This is a genomic window from Alteromonas sp. R7 (genome assembly GCF_055755235.1).
In genome coordinates, this window is sequence record NZ_JBVTQX010000005.1 from 35,513 (window position 1) to 54,744 (window position 19,232).

General features: G+C 42.9%; 23 protein-coding genes. All 23 read right to left on the reverse strand.

What is annotated here, in order from left to right; all coding sequences use genetic code 11:
• Positions 1–6: 6 nt before the first annotated feature.
• Positions 7–2,823 (reverse strand): hypothetical protein, encoded by a 2,817-nt coding sequence (locus AC0J2X_RS09430; protein WP_472995978.1) that lies wholly within the window; start codon positions 2,821–2,823, stop codon positions 7–9.
• The gene (locus AC0J2X_RS09435) at positions 2,810–3,751 is read right to left on the reverse strand and encodes a hypothetical protein (RefSeq protein ID WP_156086977.1); all 942 of its coding nucleotides are present in this window, start codon (positions 3,749–3,751) and stop codon (positions 2,810–2,812) included. Before AC0J2X_RS09435 ends, AC0J2X_RS09430 begins: the two co-directional genes overlap by 14 nt.
• A gap of 31 nt (positions 3,752–3,782) precedes the next feature.
• Complete coding sequence (locus AC0J2X_RS09440; RefSeq protein WP_472995979.1) at positions 3,783–4,349, reverse strand: hypothetical protein; 567 nt, start codon at positions 4,347–4,349, stop codon at positions 3,783–3,785.
• Positions 4,350–4,545: 196 nt separating this feature from the next.
• Entirely contained in the window at positions 4,546–4,947 is a 402-nt protein-coding gene (gene rplQ, locus AC0J2X_RS09445; RefSeq protein WP_012519212.1) for a 50S ribosomal protein L17, read from the reverse strand.
• A gap of 41 nt (positions 4,948–4,988) precedes the next feature.
• Positions 4,989–5,978, reverse strand: a complete 990-nt coding sequence (locus AC0J2X_RS09450; protein ID WP_039226687.1) for a DNA-directed RNA polymerase subunit alpha — start codon at positions 5,976–5,978, stop codon at positions 4,989–4,991.
• A 19-nt stretch (positions 5,979–5,997) separates the two neighbouring features.
• Entirely contained in the window at positions 5,998–6,618 is a 621-nt protein-coding gene (gene rpsD, locus AC0J2X_RS09455; RefSeq protein WP_012519214.1) for a 30S ribosomal protein S4, read from the reverse strand.
• Between the two features lie 24 nt (positions 6,619–6,642).
• Complete coding sequence (gene rpsK, locus AC0J2X_RS09460) at positions 6,643–7,035, reverse strand: 30S ribosomal protein S11 (RefSeq protein ID WP_012519215.1); 393 nt, start codon at positions 7,033–7,035, stop codon at positions 6,643–6,645.
• A 14-nt stretch (positions 7,036–7,049) separates the two neighbouring features.
• Positions 7,050–7,406, reverse strand: coding sequence for a 30S ribosomal protein S13 (gene rpsM, locus AC0J2X_RS09465; RefSeq protein ID WP_012519216.1), 357 nt, complete (start codon positions 7,404–7,406; stop codon positions 7,050–7,052).
• 175 nt (positions 7,407–7,581) lie between these two features.
• Positions 7,582–7,698, reverse strand: coding sequence for a 50S ribosomal protein L36 (rpmJ, locus tag AC0J2X_RS09470; RefSeq protein WP_012519217.1), 117 nt, complete (start codon positions 7,696–7,698; stop codon positions 7,582–7,584).
• A 38-nt stretch (positions 7,699–7,736) separates the two neighbouring features.
• Positions 7,737–9,056 (reverse strand): preprotein translocase subunit SecY, encoded by a 1,320-nt coding sequence (secY, locus tag AC0J2X_RS09475; RefSeq protein WP_014977524.1) that lies wholly within the window; start codon positions 9,054–9,056, stop codon positions 7,737–7,739.
• A 5-nt stretch (positions 9,057–9,061) separates the two neighbouring features.
• Positions 9,062–9,496, reverse strand: coding sequence for a 50S ribosomal protein L15 (rplO, locus tag AC0J2X_RS09480; protein ID WP_014950906.1), 435 nt, complete (start codon positions 9,494–9,496; stop codon positions 9,062–9,064).
• Positions 9,497–9,499: 3 nt separating this feature from the next.
• Entirely contained in the window at positions 9,500–9,679 is a 180-nt protein-coding gene (gene rpmD, locus AC0J2X_RS09485) for a 50S ribosomal protein L30 (RefSeq protein WP_014950907.1), read from the reverse strand.
• Between the two features lie 6 nt (positions 9,680–9,685).
• Complete coding sequence (gene rpsE / locus AC0J2X_RS09490; RefSeq protein ID WP_012519221.1) at positions 9,686–10,186, reverse strand: 30S ribosomal protein S5; 501 nt, start codon at positions 10,184–10,186, stop codon at positions 9,686–9,688.
• Positions 10,187–10,195: 9 nt separating this feature from the next.
• A complete protein-coding gene (gene rplR / locus AC0J2X_RS09495; RefSeq protein WP_014999707.1) occupies positions 10,196–10,549 on the reverse strand; it encodes a 50S ribosomal protein L18 in 354 nt (117 codons plus the stop codon).
• 12 nt (positions 10,550–10,561) lie between these two features.
• Positions 10,562–11,095: a 50S ribosomal protein L6 gene (gene rplF / locus AC0J2X_RS09500; protein ID WP_014950909.1), complete on the reverse strand. Its 534-nt coding sequence runs from the start codon at positions 11,093–11,095 to the stop codon at positions 10,562–10,564.
• Between the two features lie 13 nt (positions 11,096–11,108).
• Complete coding sequence (rpsH, locus tag AC0J2X_RS09505) at positions 11,109–11,501, reverse strand: 30S ribosomal protein S8 (protein ID WP_012519224.1); 393 nt, start codon at positions 11,499–11,501, stop codon at positions 11,109–11,111.
• Between the two features lie 13 nt (positions 11,502–11,514).
• On the reverse strand, positions 11,515–11,820 hold the full coding sequence (rpsN, locus tag AC0J2X_RS09510; protein ID WP_014950910.1) for a 30S ribosomal protein S14: 306 nt from the start codon (positions 11,818–11,820) through the stop codon (positions 11,515–11,517).
• 12 nt (positions 11,821–11,832) lie between these two features.
• Entirely contained in the window at positions 11,833–12,372 is a 540-nt protein-coding gene (rplE, locus tag AC0J2X_RS09515) for a 50S ribosomal protein L5 (protein ID WP_014950911.1), read from the reverse strand.
• 17 nt (positions 12,373–12,389) lie between these two features.
• Positions 12,390–12,704, reverse strand: coding sequence for a 50S ribosomal protein L24 (gene rplX / locus AC0J2X_RS09520; RefSeq protein ID WP_014950912.1), 315 nt, complete (start codon positions 12,702–12,704; stop codon positions 12,390–12,392).
• A gap of 12 nt (positions 12,705–12,716) precedes the next feature.
• The gene (rplN, locus tag AC0J2X_RS09525; RefSeq protein ID WP_012519228.1) at positions 12,717–13,085 is read right to left on the reverse strand and encodes a 50S ribosomal protein L14; all 369 of its coding nucleotides are present in this window, start codon (positions 13,083–13,085) and stop codon (positions 12,717–12,719) included.
• A 221-nt stretch (positions 13,086–13,306) separates the two neighbouring features.
• On the reverse strand, positions 13,307–15,415 hold the full coding sequence (locus AC0J2X_RS09530) for a GAF domain-containing hybrid sensor histidine kinase/response regulator (protein ID WP_075177815.1): 2,109 nt from the start codon (positions 15,413–15,415) through the stop codon (positions 13,307–13,309).
• 132 nt (positions 15,416–15,547) lie between these two features.
• Positions 15,548–16,942 (reverse strand): DUF4397 domain-containing protein, encoded by a 1,395-nt coding sequence (locus tag AC0J2X_RS09535; protein WP_014950914.1) that lies wholly within the window; start codon positions 16,940–16,942, stop codon positions 15,548–15,550.
• 311 nt (positions 16,943–17,253) lie between these two features.
• On the reverse strand, positions 17,254–18,924 hold the full coding sequence (locus AC0J2X_RS09540) for a S8 family serine peptidase (RefSeq protein ID WP_039226695.1): 1,671 nt from the start codon (positions 18,922–18,924) through the stop codon (positions 17,254–17,256).
• Positions 18,925–19,232 lie beyond the last annotated feature (308 nt).

The following is a 19,232-nucleotide window of genomic DNA, read 5'->3' on the forward strand; positions in this document are numbered from 1 at the left end:
ATTTAGTTAAAACAGTGAGTGAATCTCACCACCAATATATTGATCCATTGCGCTGCCCAAATCGAGGCCAACAGAATTATGTTTTTTCGCTATGTCCATAAAAGATTTTCCCGCTACGCCAGCGCCTACTAGAACCAGACTTCCTGGCACACATTCCTTCGATAGTTTTCGCTCTATAGTTTTATAAACGAATGGAAGTGGTTTATTTGTATACTTATACTTTGAGTTCGTAGCTGTTTTGAAGTGTGTGGGGATTTGAATATGAACAAATTCGAAAGAATTTCCGAATGCAGTATTCATCGCCTCCAAACTACCACTATTTATTATGATGACTTTCTTGGCATACGAAGCTAACTGTTCAATGATAGCGATGTTATTTAGTACAGCTATATTAAGCTTATCATCCGAATAGAGAATACTATCGCTATCAATTCGCGTAACGCCATCTAACACCGTGAGTAATCCCCTCCCTTGAAGGTTCTGTTTAAGACTGACACTTTTATCAGAATGATCGCGAATAAATCTATAGACACTTGGTACGCCCAAAACATCAGCATTTTTTACCGAGTTTATCAAATCGGTTCTTAAATCGTCCTCAACAGCTTTTGGAAGCTCAGTCCCCCACCAGTGCCTCTGCCTATTTTTTGAATCACTGCTATCAAAAGATGAGTGTTCATTATGAAAAATAAAACCTTCACCATCGCTCAAACGAATAAAGGAAAAACCCTTCCTGTCTTGGAGTTTCGCAATTACTAATGAAATGAATTTTTGGCGTTGCTCTTCCGAATATTTGACATCAATAAAACAGGCGCGGCTTTTGATTTTATCATAGAAAACGCTGACAGAATCTAAGAATTCATCTTTGACAGTAGGCAAAGCTTGGATAAACAGTCTCTCCGCATCCTTGAAATTGTCAAAATTAACTGAGTCATCAGCTGCAAACCCCGCCTGAGTTTTAAATTTAAGTTTCTCCAATATTGATAACGACGCGCGACGCGGATTGTAAAATTCATGTAATCCTTTTTCAAAATCACTATGTAATTTTACATAATTAACATAGGCAATTTTTTTATTTATACCCAATGAAGGTACTTTTAAAATACGTACGTTTTTTAAAAAGAATAATAAATTTTCCGGGTGAGAATGTCTAACCAGAACGTCAAACAACTTACTTTCCATCCAACCAAGAGCTTTGCGGGATACCCTTGAAAGCTCATAGTTCTTTACATATTCAATATGGAGTACTAAATCTTCTTGACTCGGCACTGAACCTGTCCATTCGATAAGTTTAATATTCAACCAAAATTCAAATACTGATTCGATACGTGTCAAATCAGCAAATTTAAATAAATAGCTAAGCAGTGGATTACGCTCGGAAAAATGAGTTTCTAACCTTTTAATAAGATAAAAGTCATCGTAACGGCATTGTGAAGTTCGGCAGAGATGTATAAATCTTTCAGTGAATGCGAATATGTCACGATCGAACGAAAAATCTCTCATTATTACATGCAATTCTTCACTGAAAAATATAGATGTAATTAAGGGCACTTTTAATCTTTCTATTACGTTTTGTGGAGTCAGAACAGATGGGTCATAAAGTGACCAGCATTCATTGTTAAAGTTTTCTAAATCCACCGACATCCAAAACTTTCGTCCTAGATCAGCCTCGTTTAATTCGAATGTAATACCTTGTTTGACAAAACCATAGTAATCACTAAGGATATTATCTAACCTAAAATAGTTAAAAACGAGATTACCTTTCTTCAGAAGCTCAACTGCTACAGAGGAGTTTCCACAAATAGCGATGTGTTGATAAAGCACATGCTCGTTCACAACAGGAATGTTGAGACTCTCGAAAAAACTCAAGTCTTTAGTAGAAGGATGTAGTTTAATATAAACTGAGTCCACCCCCTCAGTGCAAATTAACTTATTGAAGAGTCTTTCTACTGAAGATTTACAAAAGACAGAACTTAGGTAGATAACTATATTACATGAACGAGCATTGACTAATTCTCTTAAGCTCTCTCTTACGTCAATTATAGATTTAGGTTCAAGAACGCGATTAACAACAACCATCTTGGTTTTTGTATTATTTGGGGATAGCTTCGTGTACACGTTCCTCGAATGATAATTTCTAAGCAGTGCCCAATCAAAATCTAATGCTGGAAAGTTTTCCGTAACCTCAGCATGCTGGATGTAAATTGTTTCTAATCCTAAATATTGAGCAACTTTCGTAAAAGCTACAGGTTTTGGTGAATGATCGTTTGCTATGACGAACTTATAATCTCTTGGTAAGGCTTTTAAACTGTAGAGTGCTTGAACAAAAAATACAATATAGTTGTAAGACTGATGCAAAGATGAAATTCTAATTTCAGCTTTTTTTGTAAATTGCTCTAAAATTCCTGACTTCAAGACATGAAAAAGATTGAAGTCGTCTTTTACCTTCACTTTGCTTTGCGAAGAAATCCACTCGGATATATTGATCCGCTTAATTGACTTTTCGTTCTTCGATACTAAATTTTCTAAGAACTCGATCTCTCTCAAGTTGTTCGCAGTTGAAGCAAAAGTAATAAATCCATTTTTTGGGAGGTAATGAGGCTGAAGTAAAATGTGAACTGAAATCTCGCTGACTTTTTCTGTTAAGAACTTGATCGCATTTCCAGAACTCACCATTCCGGCTTTATTAACAATAGATTTATATTCGAATCTGTCTATTTTTTCGCCTAAAATTTCGTCATAAGTGTTGTTTGTCTCAATTACAGATAAAACTTTCCCAAAGCCTGAAACTAAATGGTTTATTAAATTGGCATTATAATGGCTCATCTTCGATGCCCTGTTGCTCATTTCTATATATCTTGAGAATACATAGGCCCTTTTTAAGGTCAACTATCTCCTTCTCAAATTTGATATTTTTGCTGATCAAGATCGACTCCCAGTCCGCTATTATTTCCTGCTCTTGGGCACGATTAAAATCATCCAAGTAAACATGTATTGTGCAATTAGGAAAGCAGTCCAAAATTAAAGGCAACGCTGGGAAGCGAGCTTTATTATTCGTATTTCCGGGTGGTCCATCAACAAGTACCATAACCTTTGAGCTAGCATTGAGTCCCTTGGCCATCCTCTTAAGTGTTGCAATACAAGTATAGAATCTATAGCTGAAATTTTCGTAACTTACGTTTCGCAGTTTTCCATAAATCAAATTTACTCTGCTATCTAAGTTTAACGTTTCTAGAAGATTGGAGGTCTTAGCGAAGTACTCCTTGTGATGCTCGAATGAAAAAAGTTTGCAGGGATTAGAACTGCTTAATTTAGCGAGTAAGCAAGTCGATAAACCACTTCCGAATTCCACAATACCGTCAAACTTATGCAGTGTTACGTCAGTTATAAGCCGAATAGCAAGATCAGGTGCAATTGTCCAACCCTCAAAACTTAAAGGAATTTCGCCACTTTCAAAAAATTTACTAAGTTGAATTTGTTGATTCACAAGCGTCGGTAATTCGCTATTTAACTCCTTAAAATTATAGGAGGTATTAGAATCTATTGTCTTTAACTGCTTTTTAGTGTGTCCGAAGCCTGCAATGAGTAAACTTTCAATATTGTCAATACGGTCTTTAATTTCATTTACCGATCTTAATAAAGAGTTTTGCTCCGCTATAGCTTGGCCTAAATCAGATATCATTTTTTCTAAATGCAAAAGTAAATCTTCTGTTGCAGTGTGATCACACTCTTCATTTTTTGTTCGTGATGTCAATTTAAAGCTCCGTCTCAGTTATTTTGATATCTCAGTCCTTATTTCGGCATTCCACAACCCCATACTTAACATAGTGGTATAATGGATTTAGCCCAGCTTCTGCAACATCTGGATTAGAAATAAGATATTTGATGGTCGAAAACTCTTCCGATGGGTCGTTACCTATTAGCCAACCTTCAATTAGGTAATGTTCAATGGGGGATTTGCCAATGTCTTGAGACAGGTACTTTTCTCGATACCATTCTTCATCAAAAAAGCCAGATGCATTAATTGCTGCCTTTTGCCTTTTAATGAGTCTTTTAAGTGCTAATGAATTGGAAAAAATGTTTGAAATATATCGTGCTGCGACATTATTGAGCCTAAGAGCTTTCTCACTCGTAAACCTTAAAGAGTCTAGCTCTTTTGATTTAGCCTCAAGCTCTTTATCTAAATCTTGCGAATTACTGACTCTGTTACCAGAACTCTTGACTTGATTTTTAGGGCTATCATCGAGACGCTTCTCATATTCTTTTGCCATTAAATCCATATAGCCACACATCTCTTGAAGCTGAGATAACAAAAGTATATTTTCCTTCTCGAACTCTGAGATATTTTTCATTTTTACTTTACCCTTTAATAAAGACCCAAAAGCGTCGTAAGTTTATTGCTATTATGTATGCCACATTTTAGAAGCGATTTTACGACAAATTTTACCAGTTGCAACATCGATAAATTTTACTGATAAAAAAACCCCGTTTTAACGGGGTTTTTTATCTATAAACTTAATACTTTCAGTATAGTTTAGCGAGTATTAATTACTCTTCAGTTGCTTCTACTGCTTCTTCTTCAGCTTCTACAACTGGACGGTCAACTAGCTCAACATATGCCATTGGGGCATTGTCGCCAGCACGGAAACCGCATTTAAGAATGCGAGTGTAGCCGCCTGGACGAGCTTCGTAACGAGGACCAAGCTCGTTGAATAGTTTACCTACAACCTCTTTGTCACCAGTGCGGGCAAAAGCTAGACGGCGGTTTGCAACGCTGTCTTCTTTAGCCATAGTGATTAGAGGCTCGATTACGCGACGTAATTCTTTCGCTTTTGGTAACGTAGTTTTGATCACTTCGTGCTTGACCAAAGAACCGGCCATGTTTTTGAACATAGCTTGACGATGGCTGCTGTTGCGATTCAACTGACGACCACTCTTACGATGGCGCATAGTTTTATCCTTCTCTACAAATCAGTTTGATAAAAACCTGATTAATCTTTTTCAGCGATGCTCTCTGGCGGCCAGTTTTCTAGGCGCATACCTAGAGAAAGACCACGAGATGCTAGAACATCTTTGATTTCAGTTAGCGATTTCTTACCAAGGTTTGGCGTTTTAAGTAGCTCAACCTCAGTGCGCTGTACCAGGTCACCAATGTACTGGATAGCTTCTGCTTTCAAACAGTTTGCAGAACGTACTGTCAGCTCTAGGTCATCTACTGGACGAAGCAGAATCGGATCGAATTCTGGCTTCTCTTCTTTCGCTTCTGGCTCAGACACATCACGTAGGTCTACGAATGCATCTAGCTGTTCAGCTAGGATAGTAGCAGAACGGCGGATCGCTTCTTCAGGATCCAAAGTACCGTTCGTCTCCATGTCGATGATTAGTTTGTCTAGGTCTGTGCGTTGTTCAACACGAGCAGACTCTACACTGTAAGCAATACGTTCAACTGGGCTGTATGAAGCGTCTACTAACAAACGACCAATTGGACGATCATCTTCTTCAGAGGAGCGACGGGTAGAAGCTGGTACATAACCGCGACCCATTTCTACTTTAATGCGCATGCTGATTTCAGCTTCGCCAGTTAAAGTACAAATAACGTGGTCAGGGTTTGTAATTTCTACGTCGCCATCATGCTGAATATCACCAGCAACAACAGGGCCAGCGCCAGATTTCACTAGAGTTAGGGTTGCCTCAGTTTTACCTTCAAGGCGAACCGCTAAACCTTTAAGATTTAGCAAGATTTCAATTACGTCTTCCTGAACACCTTCTTTGGTGCTGTACTCGTGAAGAACGCCGTCAATTTCTACCTCGGTAACTGCACATCCTGGCATAGATGACAGTAAAATACGACGTAGGGCGTTACCTAGAGTATGGCCAAAGCCGCGCTCTAGTGGTTCCAAAGTTACTTTGGCACGAGTAGGAGAAACGTTTTCGATCTCAACTAATCTCGGTTTTAGGAATTCAGTCACAGAACCCACAATGCTTCCTCTTTAGTTAGCTTTACTTAGAGTAAAGTTCGACGATCAACTGTTCGTTAATTTCCGCAGACAGGTCAGTTCTTTCAGGAACGCGCTTGAAAGTGCCTTCCATTTTGCTGCTGTCTACTTCAATCCAGGTTGGCTTCTCACGTTGGTCAGCCAGTTCCAAAGCAGCAACGATACGCGCTTGCTTCTTAGCCTTTTCACGAACAGAAACCACGTCTTCGGCAGAAACGTTAAACGATGGGATGTTCACAACTTGACCATTTACCATGATCGCCTTGTGGCTAACTAGCTGACGTGCTTCTGCACGAGTGCTAGCGAAACCCATACGGTAAACTACGTTATCAAGACGCTGTTCTAAAAGCTGTAGCAAGTTTTCACCTGTGTTGCCTTTTAGACGTGCAGCTTCTTTATAGTAGTTGCGGAATTGCTTTTCCAGAACGCCGTACATACGACGAACTTTTTGTTTTTCACGCAGCTGAACACCGTAGTCAGACAGACGGCCACGACGGGCACCGTGCTGACCAGGCGCTGTATCGATTTTACATTTAGAATCGATTGCGCGAACGCCGCTTTTTAGGAACAGGTCTGTTCCTTCGCGACGGCTAAGTTTGAGTTTTGGACCCAAATATCTTGCCATGATCTTTCTCCAACTGTCCGTCGATTAAACGCGACGTTTTTTCGGTGGACGACAACCGTTGTGAGGAATAGGGGTCACATCGGTAATGTTTGTGATCTTATAACCTGTAGCGTTAAGAGCACGGATCGCAGACTCACGGCCTGGACCTGGACCTTTAACGAAAACTTCAAGGTTCTTAAGACCGTATTCTTGTGCAGCAACACCTGCACGCTCAGCAGCTACCTGTGCAGCAAATGGGGTAGATTTACGTGAACCACGGAAACCTGAACCACCAGATGTCGCCCATGCTAGTGCATTGCCTGAACGGTCTGTAATAGTCACAATTGTGTTGTTGAAAGACGCATGGATATGAGCCATACCGTCTGCAACCTGACGTTTAGCGCGCTTACGCGTGCTACGAGCTGGTGCTTTAGCCATAACTTACTCCCCGTTTACTTCTTAATTGGCTTACGAGGACCTTTACGGGTACGCGCATTAGTTTTAGTGCGCTGACCACGTAGAGGCAAGCTACGACGGTGGCGAATACCACGGAAGCAACCCAGGTCCATCAAACGTTTGATGCTCATAGAGACTTCACGGCGTAGGTCACCTTCAACGGTGAATTTAGCCACTTCGTCACGAAGCTTATCAATAGTAGCTTCGTCTAGCTCTTTGATTTTTGTATTTTCTGCAACACCAGCACCCGCACAAATGCTTTTCGCACGTGTGGGACCAACGCCATAGATCGCTTGGATAGCGATTACAGCATGCTTGTGCTCAGGAATGTTAATGCCAGCGATACGGGCCATTAACAGCACTCCTCTTGTTTATTTGTCGACGACCTAAAAAGCCCGATAGGATACTTACCCGTCGACTAAATTGCAAATTAAGGTTCAAAATACTTTAAAACAAAACTAGCAGAACCAGACAAGTACTATCTAGGTTCTGCTTACTTAGCTTTGCGAATATCTTGTTCCGCTTAGATTAGCCCTGACGCTGCTTATGCTTTGGGTCAGAACTGCAAATTACACGCACAACACCGTTGCGCTTGATAACTTTACAGTTACGGCAAATCTTTTTTACTGATGCACGAACTTTCATTACATCTTTCCCCTTTCTATCAATATTAAGGGGCTAACTTATCGGCCGTAGCCTTTAAGGTTAGCTTTCTTCAGCACAGACTCATATTGACTAGACATCAAATGTGTCTGTACTTGTGCCATAAAGTCCATGATAACTACTACGATAATGAGAAGCGACGTACCACCGAAGTAGAACGGCACATTCCAAGCAATTAGCATGAATTCAGGCACTAAACAAATAAAGGTTATGTACAGTGCGCCAGCCAGTGTAAGGCGAGTCATTACCTTGTCAATGTATCGTGACGTTTGCTCACCCGGGCGGATGCCTGGGATGAACGCGCCAGACTTCTTCAAGTTATCTGCTGTATCACGCGGGTTGAAAACCAACGCCGTGTAGAAGAAGCAGAAGAAGATAATCGCAGCTGCGTATAACATCACGTACAGCGGTTGACCAGGAGATAGCATAAGCGCTACATCTTGCAACCACGCTGTTGATTCATTCTGTCCGAACCATCCTGCGATAGTACCCGGGAACAGAATAATGCTAGAAGCAAAGATTGGTGGAATTACACCAGCAATGTTGACTTTCAGCGGTAAATGGGTGCTTTGCGCAGCAAAAACCTGACGGCCTTGCTGACGTTTTGCGTAGTTTACCACAATTCTGCGCTGTCCGCGCTCTACAAATACAACTAGGTATGTAAGAGCGATAACAATCACGCCAATCAACAGTAGGAACAACAAGTTAATGTCGCCCTGCCTTGCTTGTTCCGCAGTCTGACCTATCGCTGTTGGCAGACCGGCAACAATACCAGCAAAAATCAATATAGAGATACCGTTACCAATACCTCGTTCGGTAATTTGCTCACCCAACCACATAAGGAACATAGTTCCTGTGACTAGGCTCACTACTGCCGTAAAGTAGAATCCGAAGCCAGGGTTTATCACCAATCCATTAATCAGGTTAGGCAAACCGGTCGAAATTCCAATTGATTGGAAGATAGCCAATACAAGCGTTAGGTAACGCGTGTACTGACTAATTTTACGACGGCCTGCTTCGCCTTCTTTTTTAAGCTCCACCATCGGTGGGTGAACCACCGAGAGCAACTGCATGATAATGGATGCAGTAATGTATGGCATAATGCCCAAAGCCAGAACGGATGCACGCTCAAGCGCACCACCAGAGAACATGTTAAACATTTCTACAATGGTGCCTTTTTGTTGCTCGAACAAGTCAGCAAGTACAGCTGGATCGATGCCAGGGATAGGAACGTAAGAACCTAGTCTGAATACAACAATCGCACCAAGTACGAACAACAATCTTGCCTTAAGCTCACTCAAGCCGCTTTTAGCGCCTGAATCCAATCCTGGTTTAGCCATCTAGCTTATTCCTCTACTTTACCGCCAGCAGCTTCAATCGCTTCTTTAGCGCCTTTAGTAACCTTTAACCCGCTTACTGTAACAGCGCGTGAAACTTCACCGCTCTTAACAACTTTAACGAACTGGATTTCTTTCTTAACGATACCAGCTGCTTTTAAAGTCTCAAGAGATGCAGTATCACCATCAACCTTCGCGATTTCAGCAAGAGTTACTTGATCAGTAACAAAGCTCTTGCGTGAAGTGAAACCGAACTTAGGAAGACGACGCTGGATAGGCATCTGACCACCTTCGAATCCTGGCTTAACGCGGCCACCTGAACGGCTTTTTTGACCTTTGTGACCGTGGCCACTCGTTTTACCAAGACCTGAGCCGATACCACGACCAGAACGCTTACCAGTAGGCTTTGAACCTTCGGCTGGAGAAATTGTGTTTAAACGCATGTCTTACTCCTCCACTATCTCAACCATGTAATATACACGGTTGATCATGCCACGAACGGCTGGGGTATCTTCCAGTTCACGAACATGGTTGATTTTACGAAGGCCTAAACCTTTAAGCGTAGCTTTGTGCTTTGGCAGACGGCCAATTGCACTTTTAGTTTGCTTTACTTTAATCGTTGCCATGTCTGATTACCCCAAAATTTCTTCTACAGACAATCCACGCTTCGCAGCAACTTTCGCCGGGCTGTTCATTTCTGTCAGCGCGTTGATTGTTGCACGTACAACGTTGATTGGGTTTGTAGAGCCGTAACATTTTGAAAGTACGTTTTGTACGCCAGCTACTTCAAGTACTGCACGCATCGCACCACCGGCGATAATACCGGTACCTTCAGATGCTGGCTGCATGTAAACTTTAGAGCCAGAGTGACGACCTTTAATCGGGTGCTGTAACGTGTGACCGTTAAGGTCTACGTCAACCATGTTGCGACGTGCCTTTTCCATTGCTTTTTGGATTGCAGCAGGTACTTCACGTGCCTTACCATAACCAAAACCAACGCGACCGTTACCGTCACCCACTACTGTCAATGCAGTGAAACTAAAGATACGACCACCTTTAACCACTTTAGATACGCGGTTTACGGCGATCAATTTCTCTAGAAATTCACCATTTTGAACGTCTTGTTTAGCCATTATAAACTCCTAGAACTGAAGACCAGCTTCGCGAGCTGCATCAGCTAATGCTTTAACGCGACCGTGGTATTGGAAACCACTGCGATCGAAAGCCACTGTTTTAATGCCTTTCTCAAGAGCGCGCTCTGCGATTGCTTTACCGACTACCGTCGCTGCTTCAGCGTTACCTGTAGACTTAAGACCTTTTGCAAGATCTTTCTCAACAGTTGAAGCCGCTGCCAACACTTCAGAACCGCATGGAGCGATTAGCTGAGCGTAGATGTGGCGAGGTGTACGGTTAACTACCAAGCGATGCGCGGCCAGTTCACGAATTTTTGCTCGTGCGCGAGTTGCGCGACGAATGCGAGCTGTTTTCTTATCCATCGTATCACCCACCTACTTTTTCTTAGCTTCTTTACGACGTACGTGTTCGTCAGCGTAACGTACACCTTTACCTTTGTAAGGCTCTGGTGGACGGTAACCGCGAATGTTCGCCGCAACCTGACCAACCACCTGCTTATCGGCGCCTTTAACGACGATTTCAGTTTGGCTAGGAGTTTCAACCGTAATGCCTTCAGGCATTTCGTATGCTACAGGGTGAGAGAAACCTAGTGTAAGGTTTAGTTTGTTACCTTGTGCTTGTGCACGGTAACCAACACCTAACAACTGAAGTTTTTTCTCAAAACCTTCTGAAACACCTTGAACCATTGCGTTAAGGATAGAGCGCGCAGTACCAGCCTGTGCCCAACCGTCAACAAAGCCTTCACGTGGAAGTGCTTTAAGTTGGTTCTCTTCCTGTGCAACTTCTACAGCGTCGTTGAAAACGCGGGTCAAAGTGCCTTTACTACCTTTAACAGTAACTTCTTGACCAGAGATAGAAACTTCTACACCTGATACAACGTCTACTGGGGCTTTTGCTATACGTGACATTTCAACTCCTCCGTTATGCTACATAACCGATGATCTCACCGCCCATGCCAGCGTTACGCGCTGCACGGTCAGTCATCACACCTTTAGAAGTCGACACGATAGCTACGCCTAAACCACCCATAACCTTTGGAAGCTCATCTTTTTTCTTATAGATGCGCAGACCAGGACGGCTTACACGTTCGATAGTGTCAATTACTTGCTTGCCTTCGAAGTACTTAAGCGTAACTTCTAAAACAGGCTTAACGTCACCAGAAGCAGCGAAGTCAGTAATATAACCTTCAGCTTTCAATACTTCACAGATTGCAACGCGAAGTTTTGAAGAAGGCATAGTTACAGAAACTTTCTGTGCCATCTGGCCGTTACGGATGCGGGTAAACATATCCGCGATAGGATCTTGCATGCTCATTATCAGCTACTCCTTACCAGCTGGCTTTCTTAAGGCCAGGGACTTCACCGCGCATCGCTGCTTCGCGAAGCTTAATACGGCTAAGACCGAATTTGCGTAGGTAACCATGTGGACGACCAGTAACACGACAACGGTTACGTTGACGAGACTTACTAGAGTCACGTGGCAGTTGTTGTAGCTTCAGAACAGCGTCCCAACGCTCATCTTCAGAAGCGTTAACATCGCTGATAATCGCTTTAAGTGCGGCGCGCTTTTCAGCATACTTAGCTACTAGCTTAGTACGCTTAGCTTCACGTGCCTTCATTGATTCTTTTGCCATAACCCTACACCCCTACTTTTTGAATGGGAAGTTAAACGCGTCCAGCAGAGCACGTGCTTCTTCATTTGTATTCGCACTGGTAGTGATAGTGATATCCATACCGCGAACCTTATCCACTTTATCGAAATCGATTTCAGGGAAAATGATTTGCTCACGCACGCCCATGCTGTAGTTACCACGTCCGTCGAATGATTTAGGATTCAAACCACGGAAGTCGCGAACACGTGGGATAGCGATTGAAATCAAACGCTCTAGGAATTCCCACATACGCTCGCCGCGTAGGGTTACTTTACAGCCAATCGGATAACCTTCACGGATTTTAAAACCCGCTACTGATTTTCTAGCAACTGTAACAACAGGCTTCTGACCGGCGATAGCCGTCATGTCAGCTTGAGCATTCTCAAGTACCTTTTTGTCAGCAACTGCTTCACCTAAACCCATGTTTAGAGTGATTTTTTCAATCCGAGGGACTTGCATGACGCTTTTGTATCCGAACTGCTTAGCAAGTTCAGCTACTACTGTTTCTTTATAGAAATCATGCAGTTTCGCCATCGTACTCTCCAATATAATTAAACAAGTTCGCCGTTAGACTTGAAGAAACGTACTTTCTTCTCATCTTCGAAACGGAAACCAACGCGATCTGCTTTGCCCGTTGCCGGGTTAACAATCGCAACATTAGAAACGTGAATAGAAGCTTCTTTCTCAACGATGCCACCAGCTACGCCCAGTTGTGGGTTTGGCTTAGTGTGCTTCTTAACGAGATTAACGCCTTCTACAATTACACGGTTATCAGCAATAAGCACTTTAAGGACTTTGCCTTGTTTGCCTTTGTCTTTACCCGCTAATACGACTACTTCATCATCACGACGAATTTTATTAGCCATTATCGTGACTCCTTATAGTACCTCTGGGGCCAATGAGATGATTTTCATGAAGTTTTCACTTCTCAACTCACGGGTAACCGGGCCAAAGATACGCGTACCAATTGGTTGCTTGTTAGCATTAAGCATAACAGCCGCGTTACCGTCAAAACGAATGGTAGAACCATCTGCACGACGAACGCCTTTTCTAGTACGCACCACCACTGCATTCAGTACGTCACCTTTTTTAACTTTACCGCGAGGAATTGCTTCCTTAACAGTAACTTTGATGATGTCACCGATACCTGCATAACGGCGATGCGAGCCACCAAGAACCTTAATACACTGAACCCTGCGAGCGCCGCTGTTGTCTGCAACGTCCAGGTTAGTTTGCATTTGGATCATGTTAGTGCTCCGCTCTTAAAATTAAGACTCTCCCGAGTCGTTAGTGCTGCTAAAAACAACTGGATGTCGTTGCTTTTATGTACATACCCCCATAAAAAGGGCGCGAAATAATAACAGAAAACATTTGGAAGTGATAGCGGTAAATTGAATTATTTTTAAACTATGTGAGCAATAAAAAAGCCCCGACTAAAAGTCGGGGCTGATAACCACGTCATAGGTTATCAAGCAGGATCTTTTAGGCGATTTTCATTACTTACAAGCTGCTTACTCAAGTGCCTGTAAAGGCACTCTTTCAACCGGCTTACACCAACAGGTTTTGATATGAAGTCATCCATGCCGGATTTCAAGCATTTTTCTTTGTCGCCGGTTAATGCATTTGCGGTTAATGCAATTATTGGGATGTCCCGTGCCTTGTCTCCCATTGACCTAATTAGCTTCGTCGCCTCTAATCCATCCATTACAGGCATATGGCAGTCCATCAAAATGATTGTGTAGGGTGACTTTCCTTTTAATGCGTCTTTAACTTTTTCTACTGCCTCTTCACCGTTTTCTGCTAAATCGGCGGTAATGCCTATCTCTTTTAGTTGCTCTTTAATGACAAGCTGATTTATTTCATTGTCTTCAACTATTAGTGCTTTAAACGCGCTCAGTTCCTGTTTAGAAGGGATATAAACAGCATTATGGCCACATGCTTTTTCGGCTACGGTGCCTGCGTTAGCATCGTCTAGCATGAGGGTTACGATAAATCGCGCCCCCACGCCTAAATCGCTGCACACCTCAATTTTACCACCGTAATGCTTCACGATTTGACTGACTATAGACAACCCTAAGCCTGTGCCACCATATCTTCGCTGCGTCGAGTTTTCTGCTTGAACGAACGGCGAGAAAATGAGCTTTTGCTGTTGCTCGCTAATTCCGATCCCTGAATCAGTCACGATTAGTTTTACTCTGAACCGCCCTTTTCCGTATCGGGTGCTTTTAGTTTCAACCGTTACCTTCCCCTCTTTTGTGAATTTAATGGCGTTATTCAATAGGTTAATCAGAATTTGCCCAATTCTTAGTTTGTCAGCTATGAAGGTTTTTCCCTCAACCCCCTTTGTGCTTACTGAAAGTTCAATACCTTTCTCGTGAGCTAGCCGCGTGAACATCGGCACTTGCTCTTCTATAGTGTCGGCAAGGTTGGTGGGCGATTCTTCAAACGACATGTTGCCAGAGTCGATTTTAGAAAAATCCAATATATCATTCACAATGTTGAGTAATGAATCTGCACTTTTCATAGCAATAGTGGCATGTTCTAGCTGGGTAGAATTTAGCGAGGAACTAATAAGTGCCTCAAGCATGCCCTGTACCCCATGAATTGGTGTTCTTATTTCATGGCTCATATTCGCAAGGAACTCACTTCGTGCTTTCAAGGCGCTTTCTGCCATATCCGTTTTTTGCTGCAGCATTGCCTTGTCCATGTGAAGCTGCGTAATATCAACTGTAGCACCAATTACCTTAACGCAACGGTCATTCTCCATGACCGGATGAGCGCGACTTTGTAACCAACGGGTTTCTCCCGCATCGGTGCGAACTTCAAGTTCATAGGAAAAGTCTTCGCCGGTTTTTATCATCTGATTGAACTGAGCGACGTATTTATTCCGCTGGTCTTCATCAACCACGAATTTGATCACGTCTTCTGGCTTTACTACTTTTTCACCGTGCACATGCAGCATTCGCTTCAGTGCACCAGACCAAATCAATGCTCCGGTATCAATATTTAATTCCCATGTACCTACACCGGCAAGGTTAGTCACTTGGTGTAATAACGAGTTTCTCTCTTCTAATATCGCTTTTTGCGCATTGAGATTACTTATCGCTTGTTGACGCTCTAATTCGTTGCCTATCCACGAAGCAAGCAAAAGTAAATAATCCATCTCTAAGGGCGTAAAGGGTGTGTCCCGTGGACCGAGAGATGAGAAGTTTACTGTACCGAAAAATTCACCATGTACTCGCACTGGTGAAGCGAGATAACTCTTTAATGTGTATTTTTCAAAACACGGATGCGAGGCACCTGGCGCAGTATCTATATTGTGATAAGCCACAACAGCATCGCTGTTCACCACATCTGCACAGTAAGTGTCTGGTAATGCGAAGGTCGTATTTAATGGTATGTCGTTGTCGGGCGTAATAACGCTAAGCACACGGTAATTATCGCCTTGAATGTTACTTACAATCCCTGTTTCCAACCCGAGTATTTCCGTACCTATGCTTAGCAAGCTCTCGAGCTTTTTATCAAATGAAAGTGCTTTGTCATTTGATATGGTTTGTAGATCTTTAATGATACTCATGAGGATTTTCGCCCTCCCGGACAGCAAGTAAAAAGGCCAACGTTTTTAGCGTTGACCTTTTAAACTTACGTGAAATACACGCAGATGAAAGTTTTCACCCTTATCAATTAGTATAATAAATATACTAACCGACTAATAAAGCACGTTAATTTCATATCCCGTTGGCGTATCCGCTGGCTCAACAGTAACTATGTAGTTTTCTTCCTCTGTAAAGCCAAACAGCGCGGTTCTATCAAGCAGCACCTGCTCCTCGTTGTCATCTTCGTATACGGCAATCACTTCATAGTAGTCTGACGGCAGCACTTCACTGGTACTTTCAGCAAATTCAAGATTCTGTATATCGTACTCAGCAGTATCAATGGTTTCGTCATTTCTTACCAAGTAGAAGTCTACGTCATCAAAGTCGCTAACTAAGTTGATGAAGTTTACTGTCTTATCGTAGGCCTGAGGCAAACCACTTTCTACAAAGGTTGCTGCGCCTAATTTATTGTTGGTGTTGTAGATAAGAATAGCCTTACTCTCACCCTGATTAAGCGTAATTAGCTTGTTGCTCAGTGACGTCACTGTACCTGATGGGTCGGTTACGGTAACGCGATAATCGCCATAGCGGATAGTACTAAACTCAGACAACTCGCCCGCCGCGAGTGTAAAACTGACGTCCTCTTCATCAGTGTTTCCACCAAAGGTAACCTGAAGCTCTGCATCCAGATTCGTAGAATTGTAAATACGATACTGTGAATCTGCTTCTACATCTGTAAGCGCCGTAACTGATGAAGAGTTAAGAATAGTGTCTACAACTAGCCCTTCTTGAATGGCGCCACTGACATCGCGCAGTGTCATTAGATACTCAGTTTCGTATACAAAATCGATGGTTTGTGATTCAAAGACAACATCGTCACTTCCTGGTTCGGTCAAATAAATCGTGTACTCGCCCTCATCAAAGTATTCACTGTCATCATCTGCATCCCAGAAGTCAAATTCAATCATGTCGCCCGTTGTAACCGTGCCAAGGAAGTTGGCTGCTTCAAACGGGTCGCCAGACTCACTCATGTAGAAATCATAAGAAGATTCATCTACTGCTACCGACAAAGCGAATAGGCGGAAGTGATCTTCCAATGTTTCGCGCTTATAGGAATAGGTTGTAAAAACGGGGTTACTAAAGTCACCACTCATAACAACAATGGTCTTATAACCGGTTTTTAAGTTAACGGTAATCTCGTCAATAAATACTTCTTGGTCGTCTGAATCAGTTCGAATGAACTCGAGTTCTAATTCTCCATCATCCATAGAGTACATTGACGTAGTATCACCAAATTGAGCAGAGCCAAAGCTATCGCCATCAACTTCACGCATTTCTACATTAGCACCGTTAGGCGAAGCGTTGTAAAACTGAATGTAAGCATACGAATAATCTGAGCTACTGCTGCCTGAGCCACCACAAGCGGTAAGCCCAAGCAGTGCAATAAGCCCAATTGCCACTGTTTGGAACCATGTTCCACGAAGCAAAGATTGAGAGGTCAATTGCATAAATTGAATGTCCTTTGAAGTTGTTCTTGGTTGGATAAAGCCTGCGTAAAAGCAAATAGGCACATGTAGAGAGTGCTGATCTTGGCACGCACAATACAGCGATATGGCTATGTGAATAGGGCTTAGTTCGCAGCTTTACGTCAACTTTGCAAAGCTGACCTTTCTTTATGGAAACTTGACATTCAAGCTTCTAAAAATGCTGTTAAAAGGCATAGATGTGCGAATAAACGTAAGCAAACCGCGCACAAAACTGAAACAAAAAAAAGCCTGCATAAGCAGGCTTTAACTGTGTCTTAGGGAGACGGGATTACTTACTCATATGAGTATGATAGTGTCACACCGCTGTATGACGAATAAGCGCGAATACCAATGTGCCATGTGCCTGACGCTGGCGCGTCGAATGTACATACTTCGCTGTTGCCATTTTGATAAGGACGACAATCATAGCTATTCGTTTCTGGCTGTGAGCCAAACTTCACGTATAGATCAGCATCGCCTGAACCACCAGAGGTACGAATAGTCATCTGCGTTACACCTTCAGGAATCGTCCAAGTGTAGCGGTCCCAGTTTCTGCGCGTACCTGAAAGGCCGGTTAGCTGACCTGATACTGGTTCTACGCCAGGCTCAGAGCCGCCACCGCCACCAGTACCGCCACCGGCACAACCGTTGGTGTTAAGGTAATTGTAGGCATCAGCAAGCTGCATTAAGCCATAACCGTAGAAGTTATCACGACCCGCACTGCCTTTATCTTCTGCCGTTGCATTAAGTGCACTACGAATTTGGTTGTTTGAACACTGCGGGAAGTAACTCCACACTAGTGCTGCACCACCAGCTACGTGTGGCGTCGCCATAGATGTACCGCTGAGTGAAGCGTAGGTATTTGTTGGATAGGTAGACTGAACTGCACTGCCTGGCGCGGCAATTTCAACCTGATCGTTATATTGGCTGTAGCTTGCACGATTTTCGTTTGAGTCTACTGCCGCAACTGACATTACTGCATCATATGAAGCAGGGTAAGACTTCGCACTGTTACCATCGTTACCTGCCGCCGCAACTAACAACATGCCTGCATCTGTGAAGCTCTGCATTGCATTTCGCTCAGTAGTTGACGAACTGCCGCCACCTAAGCTCATGTTAACAACGTTCGAGCCGGCATCCTGACATTGGGTGATAGCATCGATAAGGTCAGATGCGTAAGTCCATTGGCCATTGTCGTTAAAGATTTTAACGATATGCATATCCACGCCAGGATACACACCAACTACACCTTCGTTATTATCGTATGCTGCAATGGTGCCCGCTACGTGGGTACCGTGACCGTTACCATCGTTATACCAGTTACCTACAGCACTATTATTTGCCTGACCTGTAACGCCATCGTTGGTTCCAGGCAAATCTGGGTGACCCAGGTTGTAACCTGTATCGATGATACATACTTTGCGAGCCGTAGTATCTGACTGTGCAAATTGATTAGCCTGAACCATGGTGTAGCCGTAAGGCGTGGTCTGCGCCATAGGCTTACGACGAACGTCCACTTCAATGCTTTCTACATTTGGATTTTTACGAAGCTTGTTCAGCGCTGACTTACTCATCGTAGCCGCTACCATTTTATGCTTCTTAAGCTCTTTCTTAATTGCACCACCTGCTTTTCTTACTTCTGATTTAGCAGACGCGATATCGAAAGGCTTTTTACCTTTTACTTTGGCACTTGAGATTTGACCTTTACCTTTTAATGCACTCACTTCAACCGTTTCACTGGTCATCTCATCTTTGAACTTGATGATGTAACGCTCTTGGTCAGTGGTGACAAGACGATCGACAGTCAATCGCTTACCTAGTGCTTGTTTTAGGGTTTGAGGCTTTTCTTTAACTTTTACCAGACCTTCGCCTGCTGCCATTGCAGAATTACCCATTAAGCCAAGTGATACAGCTAGAGCAGCTGCTGTTAGACATGTGTGTTTCTTATTTAATTTTGAGTTCAAAATTTATTTCCTGTTTTATCTGTCTTATTAACTTCAACACTGTTTTATTCCGTGCTTTGGAAGCTATTTGTTATTAAATGACATACAGGTATAACCATTACCTCATACGAAAAGCTCATCCATGACAACCGACGCAACTGCGTTGCAACGACCTACCCGTTTGTCAGGTATGCAAATAAACGGTATTACCAATTATTTACAGAGCTCATATTAGGCGGCGAATCAGGCTGTTGAGTATGTTGCCTTAACCCTGGTGAGCATTTTTAATACCTTTAAAAATGCACAAAAAAACAACACAACTTATGAAG